A 16,806-nucleotide genomic window follows, 5' to 3' on the forward strand; every position below is an offset into this window, starting at 1 on the left:
GATAAACTCAACCGATATCGGGTGGATGGCGGCGCCTCAATCTGCGACCATGCCAATATTCATACCCCGTGGGAGACGAAGATGGCGATACAGAAACAGATGGATGCCCGTGAATGGGCGATGCTGATAGCGCTTTCGCTGCTATGGGGCGGCTCGTTCTTTTTCATCGGTGTCGCGGTCAAGGAATTGCCGCCGGTCACCATCGTCACCTTGCGCGTCGGCCTTGCGGCCATGGCGCTGCTGGTCGTCTGCCGCATCATGGGCCTTCGCCTGCCGCGCGAATGGGCGGTGTGGCGCGCCTTTTTCGGCATGGGCCTGCTCAATAACATCATCCCCTTCTGCCTGATCGTCTGGGGCCAGACCCAGATCGCCAGCGGGCTCGCCTCGATCCTCAATGCCACGACACCGCTCTTCACCGTCATCGTCGCCCATTTTCTGACCGCCGACGAAAAGATGACCGGCAACAAGCTCGCCGGCGTGCTGATCGGCTTTGCCGGCGTGGCGACCATGATCGGACCGGCTGCCTTTGGCGGATCATCCGGCCTGTGGGGCCAGATCGCCATTCTCGGCGCGGCCATCTCCTATTCCTTCGCGGGCATATTCGGCCGCCGCTTCAAGACCATGGGCGTACCGCCGCTGATGACCGCCACCGGGCAGATATCCTCATCGACATTGATGCTCATCCCCGCCGCCCTTCTCATCGACAAGCCGTGGACACTTGCCATGCCAAGCCTCGGCACATGGGGCGCGCTGATCGGCATTGCGTTGCTGTCGACAGCGCTCGCCTACCTCATTTTCTTCCGCATTCTTGCCAGCGCCGGCGCCACCAACCTCGCCCTCGTCACCTTCCTCATCCCGGTCAGCGCCATTTTGCTCGGTTCGCTGCTTCTCGGCGAGCAACTGGAAATCAAGCATTTCGCCGGCATGGCGATGATTGCTGCAGGTCTGGCGGCGATCGATGGCAGGTTACCGGCAAAACTCAGGGGTTTGCTACGCAACGCACCCGCTTGACAGGGAGATGGGGCAAAAGCATTCTTCGCCAATGATCGCTTCGCAACAGAAAACCACCCGTCGCCATACCATTACCGGCCAACCGGCAGGGAAAGGTATGTCGTCGCGTTAAGCGATCCACTTCCACCCTGCCAGCAAGAGCAGGGTTTGGACACCTGCTCCTGACGCGCCCAAGGAGACAGGCATGCAGACCGTGAAATTTGCCGACAATGAAGATAAACAGTTCCAGTTGAGCGACGTTGTCCTGCGCGCTGCGCGTCTGGACGATGCCGAAGCCCTGACCGAACTGTTCAACCTGCCCGGTGTCCGTTACGGCACCCTTAGCCAACCGTTTCAGTCACTTGAAAAGACACGACAGGCGCTGGAAAATCGTAGCCCGACCGATATCTCCATCGTCGGCGAGTGGCGTGGAAAGATCGTTGCAAATGCGGGTCTGCGTCGCAGGGCGGGAAGGCAGTCTCACGTTGCCGATCTGGCGATCAGTGTCCACGATGGCTTTGCGGGCAAGGGGCTGGGCTCACATATTCTTGCAGCACTGATCGACACGGCCGACAACTGGCACGATATCCGCCGCATCGAGTTGAACGTGTTTACCGACAATCTTGCAGCCATCAGGCTCTACGAAAAATTCGGTTTCGAACACGAAGGCACCCTGCGCAACGATGCCTATCGTGATGGAAAATACGTCGATGCCCATGTGATGGCACGGCTTCGATAGCCAGTCAGCTTTCCAGGTGATCCGCAAAGACTTCCCGAATGGTCCGCCGCGACCATTCGGCCATTTTTTCGTTCCGCCCGCGCTCGGCATCCAGCACGATCAGCGCCTTCCACAGTGCCCAGCCGCGCCCGCGCTGCCATGTGGCCTCATCCAGACCCAGCGCCCGGCGAAAAACAGCCCGGCTTTCCGCATCAAGCACATTCCACGCGAGAATGAGGTCGGACGACGGATCGCCGACTCCGGAACTGCCGAAATCAATGACAGCCGACAACCGGCCTTCCTCCACTAGCAGATTGCCCTCGGCAATATCGCCATGCACCCACACGCCCTGCCCCTGCCAATGGCCGGAAAGCGCAAGTTGCCATATCTCCATGGCCAAAGCCTGATCCACCTCATCGGAAAGGCGCGCCGCCGAGGCTCTCGCCTCGCCATCATAGACCGCCAGCGATCCGCCGCGATGGAAATTATGCGCGCCCGCATGCGGCCCATCCGAAGCATCGATGTCATGCAGGGCGTTCAAAAAACCCGCAACATCGCTGGCGATGGCCGAAAGATCGATGCTGTCCAGCTGCCGGGCGAGAGGTTCACCCTTCAGCCAGCGATAGACGGACCAGCAGAACGGATAATCCTCACCCGGCTGTCCAAGCGCCAAGGGTGCGGGAATCGGAACCGGCAGGAACGGCGCAAGGGCCGGCAGCCACCGGTGTTCCTTTTCCACCTGCGCCACATAGCGCTCAGCACTTGGCATGCGGATCAGCATGTCGTCGCCAAGGCGGAAGCTGCGATTGTCCCAGCCGCTCAATTCCACCGGCCGAACATCGAGCGCCGCCCATTGCGGAAACTGGCTGGCAATCAGCGCCCGGACCTGCTGAATGGTGACGACAATGCGGTCATCCATGATGCGTTCCCCGTTTCAGGCGCAAACCTCTGGTGGTGCAGGACAACACCACGATGATGGCAGATCAGCCGCCGATCAGCGCCAGCCACTCATCCTCGTCCATGGTTTGCACGCCCAGTTCCGTCGCCTTGGCAAGCTTGGAGCCCGCCCCCGGTCCGGCCACCAGAATATCCGTCTTTTTCGAAACGGAACCAGCCACTTTCGCGCCGAGGCTTTCGGCCCGGGCTTTCGCCTCATCCCGCGTGAATTTTTCCAGCGAGCCGGTGAAGACCACCGTCTTGCCCGCCACAGGACTGCCTTCGGTAGACGGCTTCTCGGCCTCCTTCGGCTGCAACTCCCGTATCAGCCGGTCGATGACGTCGAGATTGCGCGGTTCCTTGTAGAACTCGATGATGGCACGGGCCACCACCTCGCCGATACCGTCGATGCTGTTGAGTTCAGCCCAGGCGTCACTTGCCGGATCCGCCGCCGCCTTCATCGCCTCTTCGAAATGTTCGTAGGTGCCATAGGAACGCGCCAGAAGCTTCGCCGTTGTCTCGCCGACATGACGGATGCCAAGCGCAAAGATCAGCCGATGCAGATCGATCTCGCGGCGGGCATCGATGGCATCGAACAGCTTCTTGACGCTGACCTTGCCAAAACCGTCAATATTCTCGAGCTTGGTCAGGTGGGATGCCTCCTGCCGCGCCTTCAGCGTAAAGATATCGGGCGCAGTCTTGATCGAGAGCGCCGGATCATCGCTTTCGAAGAAGAAATCGATCTGCTTGGTGCCCAGCCCTTCAATATCGAAGGCATTTCGCGAGACGAAATGTTTTAAGTGCTCCACCGCCTGCGCCCGGCAGACGAAACCGCCGGTGCAGCGCGTGACCGAATCGAGCTTGCCGGTCTTTTCATTACGTTCGCGCACCGCATGGCTGCCACAGACCGGACATTTCTCCGGAAACGCATATTTCACCGCTTCAGCAGGGCGCTTTTCCAGCAGCACATCCAGCACCTGCGGAATGACATCGCCAGCACGCTGCACGATGACCGTATCGCCGATGCGAATGTCATGATCCTCAGGGCGAATGCGCTCGCCGCTGTTACCGATGCCTTCGATATAATCGGCATTGTGCAACGTCGCATTGGTGACGACCACGCCGCCAACGGTGATCGGCGTAAGGCGCGCCACCGGCGTCAAGGCACCGGTACGTCCCACCTGGATTTCGATATTCTCGACGGTGGTAAAGGCCTGTTCGGCCGGAAACTTGTGCGCGGTCGCCCAGCGCGGACTGCGCGAGCGGAAACCCAGACGTTCCTGAAGATCGAGCCGGTCGACCTTATAGACGACGCCATCAATATCGTAATCGAGGTCAGGCCGCGCAACGCCGATTTCATTATAATGCTCAAGCAATTGCTGCGCGGAGGTGAATCGCTTCATGAGCGGATTGACCGGGAATCCCCACTCCCGGAACTTCTCGACGATACCATATTGCGTATCGGCAATCCGCGCCGGCTGGCCGCCGTTGGAGACTTCACCCAGCGCGTAGGCAAAGAACCGCAGCTTGCGTTTTGCCGTCACATTGGCGTCGAGCTGGCGCAGCGAACCGGATGCTGTGTTGCGCGGGTTCACATAGGTCTGCTTGCCCTCGGCCTCCATCTGGGCGTTGAGCGCCATGAAGTCGCTCTTGGCCATATAGACCTCGCCACGCACCTCCACCACATCGGGCGCGTCCGAAGGCAATTCGTTCGGGATTTCCTTGATGGTCCTGATATTGGCGGTGACGTTCTCGCCGGTCGTGCCATCGCCGCGTGTGGCCGCCGTCTTCAGCTTGCCCTTCTCATAACGAATGGACATAGAAAGGCCGTCAATCTTCGGCTCGGCGGTAAATGCGATGGAATCGTCAGGCAGATGACCGAGGAAGCGGTAGACGGAACTGACGAAATCGCGCAGGTCCTCTTCCGAAAATGTATTGTCGAGCGACAGCATCGGGCGGGCATGCACGATGGGCGCAAAGGTTGGCAGCGGTGTAAAACCGACTTTTTTCGACGGGCTGTCAGCCCGCACCAATGCCGGGAAAGCCGCCTCGATGGCATCATTGCGCCGCTTCAGCGCATCATAGTCAGCATCGGAAATCTCCGGCGCGTCCTTGCCGTGGTAAAGCGCGTCATGACGGGCAAGCTCGGCTGCCAGAAATGCCAGCTCGGAAGAGGCTTCAAGCTCAGTCAGGTTTTCGACGGGAATCTGGTCTTTCGACATGGGCAGCCTCTTTTCGGAATTACCGAACGCTTTTAGCCGAAATAAAACAGCAATAAAATCAGTTTTGCCGCCAGACTCACAAGACCCACAATGCCGAAGGTGCTCTCGCAACGCTTTGGCGAAGGATCAGTCCTTGGCAGCCAGCAGACGGGCCGCCGCCGCCCTCGCCTCGTCGGTCACCGATGCGCCGGCAAGCATGCGGGCGATTTCTTCAGTGCGGTGTTTCGGCTCCATCGTCGCAACACGGGTGGCGATGCGCTCGCTGCCATCGCCGGATGGGCCTTTGGAAATCAAAAGATGGGTCGCCGCCCGCGCCGCCACCTGCGGAGCATGGGTGACGGAGAGAACCTGCACCGTCTTCGACAGGCGACGCAGCCGCTGACCGATAGCATCCGCCACGGCACCACCAACACCCGTATCGATTTCATCGAACACCAGGGTCGGCGCCGAACCACGATCCGCCAGCGCAACCTTCAAAGCCAGCAGGAAGCGGGACAATTCACCGCCCGAGGCAACTTTCATGATCGGTCCCGGCCGTGTGCCCGGATTGGTCTGGACGTGGAATTCGACGGTATCGATGCCGTCGGCCGTCGCCTGCTCGGTATCGGAGGTGACCTCGACGGTAAACCGTGCCCGCTCCAGCTTCAGCGCCGGCAGCTCGGCCATCACAGCACCGGAAAGTGCATCCGCCGCATGGCGGCGTTTGTCGGACAGTGACTGGGCGGCACGGTCGAAATCACTTTTGACGACGCCGAGATTGGCCTCCAGCTTGCCAAGCTTTTCCTCACCGGCATCGAGATCGGCGAGATCAGCCACCATTTTTTCGGCAAGAGCCGGCAGGTCAGGCACCGCGACATTATATTTGCGCCCTGCGGCGCGCAGCGCGAACAGTCGCTCCTCCACCCGCTCCAGTTCACGCGGATCGAATTCGGTGCGGCGCAACGCCGCCTCCACTTCCATCTGTGCATTGGAAAGGCTGTCCAGCGCGGCATCCAGCAACTGCACGGTGTCTTCCAGCAGGCCGGGCGCTTCGTGGCTCTTGCGCTCAAGCCGGCGCATCATGGATGCGATGACAGGCACGGGCGAAGCATTGCCATTCAGAAACTCGCTGGCTTCGGCGATATCGCCGGCAATGCGTTCGGATTTCTGCATCACCGCCCGGCGCTCGGCAAGCTCCTCCTCCTCGCCGTCACGCGGCGAAAGCCCTTCGAGTTCCTCGACGGAAGAGCGCAGGTAATCCGCCTCGCGGGCGGCAGCCTCCACCTTGGCGCGGTGGGTCTTCAGGGCGCGCTCGGCGTCTTTCCAGGTGCGGTAGAAACCCTGAACGGCGCGGGCCTCATCGCTCAGCCCGGCAAAGGCATCCAGCAGCGTGCGGTGGGCATCGGTATCGACAAGCGCACGGTCATCATGCTGGCCGTGAATTTCCACCAGCAATTGCCCGAGCTGCCGCATCATCTGCACGCTGATGGCCTGATCGTTGATATAGGCCTTGGTACGTCCGTCGGAGGATTGCACGCGGCGAAAAATTAGGTCGCCGTCGTCATCGAGACCGTTTTCCCGCAGAAGAAGCCGCGTCGGATGATTGTTGGGGACTTCGAACGTGGCAGTCACCTGCCCCTTGTCTTCGCCATGGCGCACAAGGCCGCCATCACCACGACCGCCAAGTGCAAGCGAAAGACTGTCAAGCAGGATGGATTTGCCGGCACCCGTCTCGCCCGTCAACACGGAAAGGCCCGCCTCAAAACTGAGGTCGAGCCTTTCAATCAGAACGATATCGCGTATCGAGAGCTGGACCAGCATGGCCTATGCCCCGTCTCAGGCGCCGATAAGCTTCTTGCCGGCGCGCGAAATCCAGGACCCCTTGTTTTCACGCGGCTCCAGGCCTTGGCCCTTCAGCAGCTTGTAGGAATCTGCATACCATTGGCTGTCGGGATAGTTGTTACCGAGAACGGCAGCCGCAGTCTGCGCTTCGTCCACCAGGCCCATTGCGTAATAGGCTTCGGTCAGACGCGCCAGCGCTTCCTCGATCTGGTTGGTGTTCTGGTACTGCTCGATGACGATGCGGAAACGCGAAACGGCGGCGAGATATTCCTTGCGCTCAAGGTAATAACGACCGACCTGCATTTCACGGCCGGCGAGCTGGTCGCGGGCGAAACGAATCTTGGCCTGTGCATCGGCGACATATTCCGACGACGGATAGTCGTTGACGACCTTGTTCATCGCTTCGATCGTCCGCTGCGCGGCGCGCTGGTCCTGCGTGACGTCGGAAATCTGCTTCGAATAGGCAAGGCCGATCATGTATTGAACATAGGCGGCATCCTTGGAGCGCGGATACTGACGCAGGAAACGGCTGCCGGAGGTGATGGCCACATCGTTCTTGTTGGTGCGCGTGGCAATGAAGGTCTGCATGACAAGCGCCTTCTGGCCCCATTCGGTGAAGGGGTACTGCTTGTCGATCGCCTCGAACTTGCGTGAGGCTTCCGTCATGTTACCGGCGTTCATGTTGGCAAGCCCCTGCTTGTACAGAACGTCAGGCGGATCGGTCTCGACACCGAGCTTGGTAATGTCGATATCCGGATCGGACTGGCAGGCCGTGACGACGACACTTGCGCCGACCAACATCAACGAAACGGCGATCCCCCGCATCGTACCCTTCATTGCACCAGACCCTACATGCTTCATTCGACAGTTCCCACTTCCCGCGCAAATACATAAGCATCGGCTTTGCACTGGCGTTCTAGCCATAAAAGCATCCGCAGGGCAACGCAATGATGACGCATTAACGCATTTTTATGGCATCGGCCCATGCAATCGCACGATTATCGGGCGATAACATGCAACTTCCTGCCCCGCCTCACAAAAAAGCCGCCCCAAGGGGAGCGGCTTTTTCTGTCAATTGATAGCCTGCAAATAAATTTACGCAGACCAGGGTGCAAATTCCGGCATGTTGACCGCCACGAATTCGCGGGCGCGCACCTGATTGCGGGCAGCCGGCGCTTCGACGATCTCATAGGCCGAAGGGTCGCTCAGCAGCGCCTTCAGTGCATTCGCGTTGACCTTGTGGCCGCCGCGATAGGAACGGTAGCAGCCGATGAACTGCGCACCTGCAAGTGCCAGGTCGCCCACGGCGTCCAGCGTCTTGTGACGGACGAATTCGTCCTTGGCGTAACGCAGGCCTTCCATGTTGATGACGCTGTTGTCGTCGGAGATGACGACCGAATTTTCAAGCGAGGAACCGAGCGCATAACCGGCCGCCCACAGACGCTCCACGTCACGCATGAAGCCGAAAGTGCGGGCGCGCGACAGTTCATTCTTGAACGTCTCTGCCGTCAGATCACCCTTCCAGGACTGCCTGCCGATCAGCGGTGTGTCGAAATCGATATCCACTTCGAAACGTGTGCCGTCATAGGGGCGGAATTCCGCCCAGGAAGCACCCGAATCGATGCGCACCGGCTTGGTGACGCGGATGTAACGACGCTTCACACCGAGATTCTTGATACCGACCGATTCGATCGCCTCGATGAAAGGAGCGGAGCTGCCGTCCATGATCGGCGCTTCCGGACCGTCGACTTCAACGATGAGGTTGTCGAGGCCCATGGCGTAGATGGCGGCCATGACGTGCTCGATCGTCGCCACTGACTGGGATAGCGAACGGCCGAGCACGGTGCACAGATCGGTATTGCCGACATTGGCCGAAACCGCCTTCAACTCAGTGACGCTGCCATTGTCGTGAAGGCGCTGAAACAAAATGCCCGTTCCGGCTTCCGCGGGCTGGAACGTCATCGACACCGGATTGCCGGAATGCACGCCAATGCCTTTAAGCTGAACAGCATGTGCGATAGTTGTCTGAAATCCGAGCAGTCCGATGGTCATGCGTCTATGCCTTGTTTTGCAAACCGCGCCGTTTGGTGAAGCGCCGTTCAAGTTTTCAAGCCGGTTTTGGCAACCGGCCAAGTCCGTATTTTCCCTTACCCAGCCTCATACATACGCACATGAAGGTGCCACGACAAATCACTGTTCGTTTCGGATTGTTACATGCACAAGCCATTGAAAACGCAAATTAATTTAGTGTTAATAACGTAAAATAAACAAAACGCCCGGATCGTGAGATCCGGGCGTTTCGAAGAGCGTATGGAATCGCCTTTAGTTGGACTGGCGGCGCAGGAAGGCCGGGATTTCCAGCTGATCGTCGTCGTGATGGCTGGACGAGGAAGGCGTCGCACGGCCGTGGTCGTCAAGCTGGCCACGACGCGGTGCGTAGAGGCTTGCTTCCGGCGAAAGCGGCGCGCGGCGCTGCGGCGCCATGCTCGGCGCATCCATCATGTCGGAGGGAACTTCTTCCTCTTCGCGGCGACCAAGCGAGTTGGTGATGCGCTTCAGAAGACCCATCGGGCCACGCTCTTCCTGGGCGGCAGGAGTAGCGCGATCACGGTGATCCATCTCGGCCTTCACAACCGGCGGAAAGTCCTCGACCTTCGGCATGCGTACCGGCTCGGGCTGGCGGGCAACCGGAGCAGGCTCCTGGTAGACCGGTGCCTGCGGCTGCTGCATGCGCGGAGCCGGAGCGGCAACCTGTTCCGGTGCATGGTACACGGGTGCCGGAGCAACCGGTGCCGGAGCGGCCTGCTGAACCGGCTGGGCCGGGCGAAGAGCCGCCGGCGCTTCAGCCGGGGACGATGCGAACAGCTTGCTCTGCGGACGGAAGTCCTGAGACGGCTGCTGGTGAGCGGCAAAACCGAGTTCGCGTTCCATTTCAGCTTCTGCCGAACGGATGGTCTGGGCGATCTGGTCTACGGTCTTTGGTGCCTGCGATACTGCATGTGCAGGCTGAACTGCGGCCGGAGCGGGAGCAACGGCCGCGGAAGGACGGATAAGCGGCTTCGCAGCAGCAGCGCGCATTTCGGCAACATTCTGTTCGCCGATGCCGGCAACGCGGTCAATGCCCGTGGCCACGACGGAGACGCGGATGAGACCTTCCAGAGCTTCGTCGAAGGTCGCGCCGAGGATGATGTTGGCATCCGGATCGACTTCTTCGCGAATACGGGTCGCTGCTTCGTCGACTTCGAACAGGGTAAGGTCGCGACCGCCGGTGATGGAGATCAGCAGGCCCTGTGCGCCCTTCATCGAGGTTTCGTCGAGCAGCGGGTTGGCGATGGCCGCTTCCGCAGCCTGCATTGCGCGGCCCGGACCGGAAGCCTCGCCGGTACCCATCATTGCGCGGCCCATTTCACGCATGACCGAGCGAACGTCGGCGAAGTCGAGGTTGATGAGACCTTCCTTCACCATCAGATCGGTGATGCAGGCAACGCCGGAGTAGAGAACCTGGTCAGCCATGGCGAAGGCGTCGGCAAAGGTCGTCTTATCGTTGGCAATGCGGAAGAGGTTCTGGTTCGGAATGACGATCAGCGTATCGACGGACTTCTGCAGTTCCTCGATGCCCTGTTCGGCAAGACGCATGCGGCGACCGCCTTCGAAATGGAAAGGCTTGGTGACGACGCCGACCGTCAGGATGCCCTTGTTGCGGGCCGCCTGCGCGACAACAGGAGCAGCACCCGTACCGGTGCCGCCGCCCATGCCGGCGGTTACGAAGCACATGTGAGTGCCGTTCAGGTGATCGATGATCTCATCGATGCATTCTTCAGCGGCAGCGCGGCCGACTTCCGGCTGGGAACCGGCGCCGAGACCCTCGGTGACGTTGACGCCGAGCTGGATGACCCGATCCGCCTTTGTCATGGTCAGAGCCTGCGCATCCGTGTTGGCGACGACGAAGTCGACGCCCTGGAGGCCAGCCGTGATCATGTTGTTGACAGCGTTACCGCCACCGCCACCAACACCGAAAACGGTAATGCGTGGCTTCAGCTCGGTGATATCAGGCTTTTGCAGCTGTATCGTCATTTTACCATTCCTTCTTTCTCTGGCCGCATCGCCCCGCTGGCCGATTCTTGAAAACTCAACTCAGAAACCTCCGGCTTACGCCACGAGGCCACTCAAAAACTCTCTTTCAGCCATTGCCCCACCCGGGCGATCCGGCCGCTACCGTTGCCAAACGGCGAAAACATTCCGCCTTGCGCCGCATGAATTTCGATGTCCGCCACCTGCGGATAGATCATCAGTCCGCAGGCGGTTGAAAATGCCGGTCCCTTGGCCGCTACCGGAAGACCGGCCACGCCCATGGGGCGGCCGATACGAACGTTGCGGGCGAGAATGCGCCGTGCCGTTTCCGGCAACCCCGTCAGCTGGCTTGCGCCGCCGGTCAGGACGACACGCTTGCCCACGATGGGGCTGAAGCCGGACTTCTGGATACGATCACGGATCAATTCCAGCGTCTCTTCGATACGCGCCCGCACGATGCGGGTTACAAGTGCTCTTGAAACTTGCGATGGTTGATCGCGATCATCTTCGCCAATCGGCGGGATCGAAATCATGTCGCGCTCATCCGCGCCATTCAGCAAAGCCGAACCATGCACCACCTTCAGTCTCTCCGCATCTTCGATTCGTGTCGAGAGGCCACGTGCAAGATCTGTCGTAACATGATGGCCGCCAAGGCCGATCGCGTCGGTGTGGATGAGCCGGCCTTCGGCGAAAACCGAGATCGTCGTGGTGCCACCACCCATGTCGATGGCGGCACAGCCGAGTTCGACTTCATCGTCCACCAGCGCCGCCAGACCGCTGGCATAGGGCGTCGCCACCATGCCTTCGACGGACAGATGCGCGCGGTTGACGCAAAGCTCGAGGTTCTTCAGCGCCGTGCGCTCCACGGTCACCACATGCATGTCGACGCCGAGAAGATCGCCATACATCGACAGCGGATCGCGAATGCCGCGCTCGCCGTCCAGCGAATAACCTGTTGGCAGCGAATGCAGGATCGCCCGGTCCTGGCGCATGGACTGCTGGCTTGCCGCCACCAGAACCTTGCGCAGGTCGCTTGCTTCCACTTCCTGGCCACCGAGATCGATGCTCGCAGTGTAGATATCGCTTGCCAGCCGTCCGGCAGAAACATTGACGATCAGGCTGTCGACGGTAAGGCCCGCCATACGCTCGGCCGCATCGACTGCGAGACGAATGACGCCTTCCAGCGCATCGAGATCGGCGATCACACCTGACTTCACGCCGCGCGAGCGCTGGTGGCCGATGCCGATGATTTCGACCTTATGGGTACGGCCCGGCAGGATTTCGCTTTCCTGGCGTGGTGTCAGCCGGCCGATCATGCACACGACCTTCGTCGAGCCGATGTCGAGCACCGAGACGATGTGGCTGCGCTTGGAAGAAAGCGGCTTCAGCCGAGGCAGGCCGAAATGGGAAGAACCGAAAAAGCTCATGTGTTCTTCTCCGCTTTCTTGAGAGCCTTGGTGCGTGCATCTACCGCGGTCTGGCGGCGTTCGGCAGCGCCTTCGGTCAACTGGATCGTGGTGCGGTCCGTCAGTCTGAGGTCCACCGCTGCGACATCGCGCGACAGTACCTTTTCCTCGAGATCGAGCCGCGCCAGCAATTGCAGCGCCTGCGGCAGGTTTTCTTCCGGCAGCTTGACGACGATGCCGTTATCGAGATGCAGATCCCAGCGGCGGCCGGCAATACGCACATAGGCGCGAACACGGTTGCGGATTTCCGGCCAGTCGGCCAGCTGCTCGACGAAACCAGCGGCACCCGTTTCCGCGTCACGTCCGACGAAGAGCGGCAGGGCAGCGAATTTATTGTCACGCAGCGGCGCGATGACACTGCCGCTCTTTTCGATCAACGACAGTTCCGTGCCGTGCTGCCATATGCCGAAGGCCTGGCGTTCCTTCAGGCGAACCTCGATAGTCTTCGGATACACCTTGCGGATATCGACATCTTCCACCCAGGGAAGCTGCACGAGCTTGCGGCGCGCCGCGTCGATATCGAGTGCGATCAAAGAAGTGCTGCCATCGAGGCCGAGAAGCTGGAAGACATCAATTTCCGAAGTCTGCAGATTGCCGGAGACCTTCACGTCCTCAACCGCGAAACCGGCGGCCGAGGTCGTGGTCTGGGTGACGATATTGGTGTGGCCGCCGAGCGACATGCCGTAAAGCCCGATCATCGCGTAAAAGGCGACGGCGGAAATCGTGCCGGTATGGGCGGGAATATGAATGCGCCCGGTCGCAAGGCTGACACCGAAACGCACGAAGCGACGCAGCGGACGCGGCAGCACCCTGCGATCGTCGGCATTGGCCGTCGCCGCATATTGCTCGCGCTTTTTTGCCGTCGACTTTTTGCCGGTCACCGCAAACACGAAGCGTCCTCCACCATCCAGCTGACAAGGTCACCAAAGGAGCGGCCAGCATGGGCCGCCATTTCCGGCACCAGGGAGGTCGGCGTCATGCCCGGCTGCGTATTCACTTCAAGCCAGATAACTTCGCCATCTTCTGAGAAGCGGTCGTCGTAACGAAAGTCTGAACGGCTTACGCCACGGCACCCGATCGCCTGATGCGCCATAACCGCCAATGTTTGAATCTTTTGGTAAATTTTCGGTGAAATTTCTGCGGGAATGACATGTTTCGAGCCACCCGCCGCGTATTTCGCGTCATAATCATAGAAATTGTGACCAAGCGGCACCACTTCGGTAACGCCAAGCGCTTCGCCATCAAGCACACCGCAGGTCAGTTCACGGCCGTGGATATAGCGCTCGACCATGACCTGATCGCCATAACGCCATTCCGACGAGGTAAGGATCTGCGGTGGATGCGACTGGTCTTCCTTGACGATCACGACACCGAAGCTCGAACCTTCGCGCACCGGCTTCACCACATAGGGCGGCGCAAGCGGGTGTTCGGTGGTGAAATCGAAGCGGTTCATGACGCGCTCGGCAGCAACCGGAACGCCGGCAGCCGCGGCCACTTTCTTGGCCTGCGCCTTGTCCATGGCAAGTGCGGAGGCAAGAACGCCGGAATGTGTATAGGGAATGGCGAGATATTCGAGGATGCCCTGAATGGTGCCGTCCTCACCGAAGGGCCCGTGCAGCGCATTGAAGGCGACATCCGGGCGCAGTTCGTCGAGTACGGCAGCGATATCGCGCCCCACATCGACACGGGTGACCTTGTAACCCTCGCCCTCAAGCGCGAGTGCGCAGGCATTGCCCGACGACAGGCTGACCGGCCGCTCCGACGAAAATCCACCCAAAAGAACAGCTACGTGCTTGCCGCCCATCGAACCCTCTGACACCAACTCTCCGTTACGAACCACGCCCGAACCGACCGAATGAAACGGACGGTGATTCTGGCACATGATCCTTGAGATCAGTTAAACGCCATTAAGGTTAATGAATCGTTTACTTTCGTTAACCGCCGCGTCCAACATGCCGAGTTCCGTTAAAGAATCAGCATCGATCCGGATTCCCTCCTTGGAATCAGAGAGTTGCACGGATTGCAACATGCAGGTTTTCAATGATCGGAAATAAAACCGCCCTTGCGGGTTCGCCACTTCGCAATGAAGGCAAGGTCGAAACGTTAACAGGCGGGCTTATTCCCCAGACAAAATTATCTGGCGTTTCAGCATTTTAAATCCGCGGCCTGAATCAGTCTCTCAATCGCAGCACCATGACCGGCAGCGCGCTGCTAGGCCTGCCGTGTTCAACAATCACATTATTTGCATTATTTCTTTTTTAGCATTCCATAGGAACAAAAATTGCGTTAACGCAGACATCGCCTTCTTAAGGCATGACATTCCAATCATCTGAAATGGAACCCAAACCATGACTGACGCGGTATCTCGGGTATCGTCGACAGCTGGCAATTCGAACGTTGTAAAGACAAATTCGCCTGCACGAGTTCTCACTGCCAGCCTGGTCGGCACGACCATCGAGTTTTTCGATTTTTACGTTTACGCCACGGCCGCAGTGCTCGTGTTCCCGGCCCTGTTCTTCCCGAACAGCGACCCGACGACGGCGCTTCTGGCATCCTTCGCCACCTTCTCCATCGCCTTTTTCGCCCGCCCGCTCGGCGCGGTCGTTTTCGGCCATTATGGTGACCGCGTTGGCCGCAAGGCGACGCTTGTCGCAGCTCTCCTCACCATGGGCGTGTCGACGGTCGTGATCGGCCTGCTGCCGACCTATGAGACAGCAGGCGTTCTGGCGCCGCTGCTGCTCGCGCTTTGCCGCTTCGGCCAGGGTTTTGGCCTTGGTGGAGAATGGGGCGGTGCAGTGTTGCTCGCCACGGAAAACGCCCCGCCCGGCAAACGCAGCTGGTACGGCATGTTCCCGCAGCTTGGCGCGCCCGTCGGCCTGTTCCTCTCCTCCGGCGTCTTCTGGGTCCTGCTTCACTTCATGTCGCAGGAAGCGCTGCTTGGCTGGGGCTGGCGCATTCCCTTCGTCGCCTCGATCATCCTGATCGCGGTCGGCATGTGGGTTCGCCTGTCGATCACCGAAACGCCTGACTTCCAGAAGGCAATCGAAAAGGAAGAGCGTGTGGCCGTGCCGATTGCGGAACTGTTCCGCAACCACAAGCGCAGCCTCGCACTCGGCACCTTCGTGGCGCTGGCCACCTTCGTGCTGTTCTATATCGGCACCGCCTATCTGCTGTCTTACAACGTCAAGGTTCTGAAAATTCCGTTCCTCGACGCGCTGGAAGTTCAGATTCTCGGCTCCATCGTCTTTGGCATCTTCATCCCGGTCGCCGGCAAGCTCGCCGAGAAATTCGGCCGTCGCGAAGTCCTGATCGTGACAACGATACTGATCGGCCTGTTCTCGTTCCTGCTGCCCAGCTTGATGACCGGCGGCGAAGGCTCGATCTTCGTCTTCGCGGCTCTGGCGATGATGCTGATGGGCATGACCTACGGCCTGATCGGCACGGCGCTTGCCGCCCCCTTCCCGACCCGCGTGCGCTACACCGGCTCATCCATCACCTTCAACATGGCCGGCATCTTCGGCGCATCGCTGGCGCCTTACATCGCCACATGGCTGCAGGTGAATTACGGCATGGGTTATGTCGGTTATTACCTCTGCGTATCGGCCCTCATCACGCTGGCCTGCATTCTTCTGTCCCGCAAGGACGAAGTCTGATCCCAGACTATCGATGGTAAAAAGCCCGCGAAACGGAAGTTTCGCGGGCTTTTCCTTGCCTATTTCTGCTTAAGCCACGGCCTGGCGCCGCTCGACATGACCGCTCATGCAGACGCGATTGCGTCCTGCGCCCTTGGCCCGATAAAGCGCGAGATCGGCATTATGCATGACCTTGTCGAAGATTTCGGCGTCGCCGCGAAAAGCAACACCAATCGAAATTGTCACCGTGATCCGCAGGCCCTGGTGCTCCACCGGCGTCGTCGCGACGGCTGCGCGCACCCTCTCGCACATTTGCAGGAAAGCCAACCGGCTGGTCTCCTGGACAACCACAAATTCCTCGCCACCCAGGCGCGCGACATGCGCGGGAGGATCGAAATTCTCCCTTATCCTACTGGCAACACTTGAGATGACGAGATCGCCGACAAGATGGCTGTACCTGTCGTTCACCGATTTGAAATGATCGATATCGAGAAAGGCGACGCAGTAGTCGCTGCCGAGTTTGGCGCATGCCGCATAGAGGCCGAGCCGGTTGCTAAGGCCGGTCAGGGCGTCCGTATGGCTCAGATGCAGGAAGCGTTCGTGGGATTGCACGAGGATTTGCACTTCCCTCGCATTCAGCCAGCAGACCAGCAACGTGACGGTAAACGCCACGGCCCCGCCAAGCGTCACGCTCAACACGATCCCGTTGACGAGATCGGTCACCAGCCCGAACTGCGCCAGGAGCATCAGGCCACCCGTGCACATCAGGATGACAATGACCGTCACCAGGCACGCGATACGGATGGAGAACTCCAGAGGCTCAAGCCGACGCCGACCTTCCAGCGTAGCGACCGAAAAGCTCATCATTTCGATCGGTTTTTTCCAAAGACCCAACATCATGCTCAAAGGCACCCAGATCACGTATTTCCGTTAGTATTTCCTAATAAAAA

At 59.7% G+C, this 16,806-nt stretch carries 13 protein-coding genes; 3 read left to right on the forward strand and 10 right to left on the reverse strand.

Translation table 11 applies throughout. The annotated features are described in order from the left end of the window. Positions 1–81: 81 nt before the first annotated feature. A complete protein-coding gene (locus tag O8B93_RS08690) occupies positions 82–1,011 on the forward strand; it encodes a DMT family transporter (protein ID WP_269709422.1) in 930 nt (309 codons plus the stop codon). A 184-nt stretch (positions 1,012–1,195) separates the two neighbouring features. Then, complete coding sequence (locus O8B93_RS08695) at positions 1,196–1,729, forward strand: GNAT family N-acetyltransferase (RefSeq protein ID WP_269709423.1); 534 nt, start codon at positions 1,196–1,198, stop codon at positions 1,727–1,729. 4 nt (positions 1,730–1,733) lie between these two features. On the opposite strand, the gene O8B93_RS08700 is transcribed toward O8B93_RS08695, so the two are convergent. The 9 genes from O8B93_RS08700 to O8B93_RS08740 form a co-directional block, all read right to left on the reverse strand. Continuing rightward, entirely contained in the window at positions 1,734–2,627 is an 894-nt protein-coding gene (locus O8B93_RS08700) for an aminoglycoside phosphotransferase family protein (protein ID WP_269709424.1), read from the reverse strand. A 64-nt stretch (positions 2,628–2,691) separates the two neighbouring features. Then, on the reverse strand, positions 2,692–4,866 hold the full coding sequence (gene ligA / locus O8B93_RS08705; RefSeq protein ID WP_269709425.1) for an NAD-dependent DNA ligase LigA: 2,175 nt from the start codon (positions 4,864–4,866) through the stop codon (positions 2,692–2,694). A 126-nt stretch (positions 4,867–4,992) separates the two neighbouring features. Beyond that, positions 4,993–6,666 carry a DNA repair protein RecN gene (gene recN, locus O8B93_RS08710; RefSeq protein ID WP_269709426.1) on the reverse strand — a complete coding sequence of 558 codons (1,674 nt, stop codon included), beginning with the start codon at positions 6,664–6,666 and terminating at the stop codon, positions 4,993–4,995. A 15-nt stretch (positions 6,667–6,681) separates the two neighbouring features. Next, complete coding sequence (locus O8B93_RS08715) at positions 6,682–7,548, reverse strand: outer membrane protein assembly factor BamD (protein ID WP_269709427.1); 867 nt, start codon at positions 7,546–7,548, stop codon at positions 6,682–6,684. Positions 7,549–7,782: 234 nt separating this feature from the next. Then, the gene (gene lpxC / locus O8B93_RS08720) at positions 7,783–8,739 is read right to left on the reverse strand and encodes a UDP-3-O-acyl-N-acetylglucosamine deacetylase (RefSeq protein WP_269709428.1); all 957 of its coding nucleotides are present in this window, start codon (positions 8,737–8,739) and stop codon (positions 7,783–7,785) included. Positions 8,740–9,009: 270 nt separating this feature from the next. Beyond that, positions 9,010–10,761 (reverse strand): cell division protein FtsZ, encoded by a 1,752-nt coding sequence (gene ftsZ, locus O8B93_RS08725; RefSeq protein WP_269709429.1) that lies wholly within the window; start codon positions 10,759–10,761, stop codon positions 9,010–9,012. A gap of 92 nt (positions 10,762–10,853) precedes the next feature. Then, the gene (gene ftsA, locus O8B93_RS08730; RefSeq protein WP_063950569.1) at positions 10,854–12,185 is read right to left on the reverse strand and encodes a cell division protein FtsA; all 1,332 of its coding nucleotides are present in this window, start codon (positions 12,183–12,185) and stop codon (positions 10,854–10,856) included. Further along, positions 12,182–13,114 carry a cell division protein FtsQ/DivIB gene (locus tag O8B93_RS08735; protein ID WP_405049048.1) on the reverse strand — a complete coding sequence of 311 codons (933 nt, stop codon included), beginning with the start codon at positions 13,112–13,114 and terminating at the stop codon, positions 12,182–12,184. Before O8B93_RS08735 ends, ftsA begins: the two co-directional genes overlap by 4 nt. Next, complete coding sequence (locus O8B93_RS08740) at positions 13,102–14,028, reverse strand: D-alanine--D-alanine ligase (RefSeq protein WP_269709594.1); 927 nt, start codon at positions 14,026–14,028, stop codon at positions 13,102–13,104. Before O8B93_RS08740 ends, O8B93_RS08735 begins: the two co-directional genes overlap by 13 nt. A 544-nt stretch (positions 14,029–14,572) precedes the next feature. On the opposite strand from O8B93_RS08740, the gene O8B93_RS08745 reads away from it, so the two are divergent. Further along, the gene (locus tag O8B93_RS08745) at positions 14,573–15,877 is read left to right on the forward strand and encodes an MFS transporter (protein WP_269709430.1); all 1,305 of its coding nucleotides are present in this window, start codon (positions 14,573–14,575) and stop codon (positions 15,875–15,877) included. A gap of 69 nt (positions 15,878–15,946) precedes the next feature. Here O8B93_RS08745 and O8B93_RS08750 read toward each other — a convergent pair whose 3' ends face one another. Continuing rightward, positions 15,947–16,756: a GGDEF domain-containing protein gene (locus O8B93_RS08750; protein WP_269709431.1), complete on the reverse strand. Its 810-nt coding sequence runs from the start codon at positions 16,754–16,756 to the stop codon at positions 15,947–15,949. Positions 16,757–16,806: the final 50 nt, after the last annotated feature.

Origin of the sequence: Martinezella rhizogenes (assembly GCF_027460065.1) — a bacterium.
Lineage (GTDB): Bacteria > Pseudomonadota > Alphaproteobacteria > Rhizobiales > Rhizobiaceae > Agrobacterium > Agrobacterium rhizogenes_C.

Excerpts from the sequence above, each read along its gene's own strand:
- O8B93_RS08690 (WP_269709422.1), top strand. The coding sequence starts at position 82 with ATGGCGATACAGAAACAGATGGATGCCCGTGAATGGGCGATGCTGATA.
- O8B93_RS08695 (WP_269709423.1), top strand. The coding sequence starts at position 1,196 with ATGCAGACCGTGAAATTTGCCGACAATGAAGATAAACAGTTCCAGTTG.
- O8B93_RS08700 (WP_269709424.1), bottom strand. The coding sequence starts at position 2,627 with ATGGATGACCGCATTGTCGTCACCATTCAGCAGGTCCGGGCGCTGATT.
- ligA (WP_269709425.1), bottom strand. The coding sequence starts at position 4,866 with ATGTCGAAAGACCAGATTCCCGTCGAAAACCTGACTGAGCTTGAAGCC.
- recN (WP_269709426.1), bottom strand. The coding sequence starts at position 6,666 with ATGCTGGTCCAGCTCTCGATACGCGATATCGTTCTGATTGAAAGGCTC.
- O8B93_RS08715 (WP_269709427.1), bottom strand. The coding sequence starts at position 7,548 with ATGAAGCATGTAGGGTCTGGTGCAATGAAGGGTACGATGCGGGGGATC.
- lpxC (WP_269709428.1), bottom strand. The coding sequence starts at position 8,739 with ATGACCATCGGACTGCTCGGATTTCAGACAACTATCGCACATGCTGTT.
- ftsZ (WP_269709429.1), bottom strand. The coding sequence starts at position 10,761 with ATGACGATACAGCTGCAAAAGCCTGATATCACCGAGCTGAAGCCACGC.
- ftsA (WP_063950569.1), bottom strand. The coding sequence starts at position 12,185 with ATGAGCTTTTTCGGTTCTTCCCATTTCGGCCTGCCTCGGCTGAAGCCG.
- O8B93_RS08740 (WP_269709594.1), bottom strand. The coding sequence starts at position 14,028 with ATGGGCGGCAAGCACGTAGCTGTTCTTTTGGGTGGATTTTCGTCGGAG.
- O8B93_RS08745 (WP_269709430.1), top strand. The coding sequence starts at position 14,573 with ATGACTGACGCGGTATCTCGGGTATCGTCGACAGCTGGCAATTCGAAC.
- O8B93_RS08750 (WP_269709431.1), bottom strand. The coding sequence starts at position 16,756 with ATGATGTTGGGTCTTTGGAAAAAACCGATCGAAATGATGAGCTTTTCG.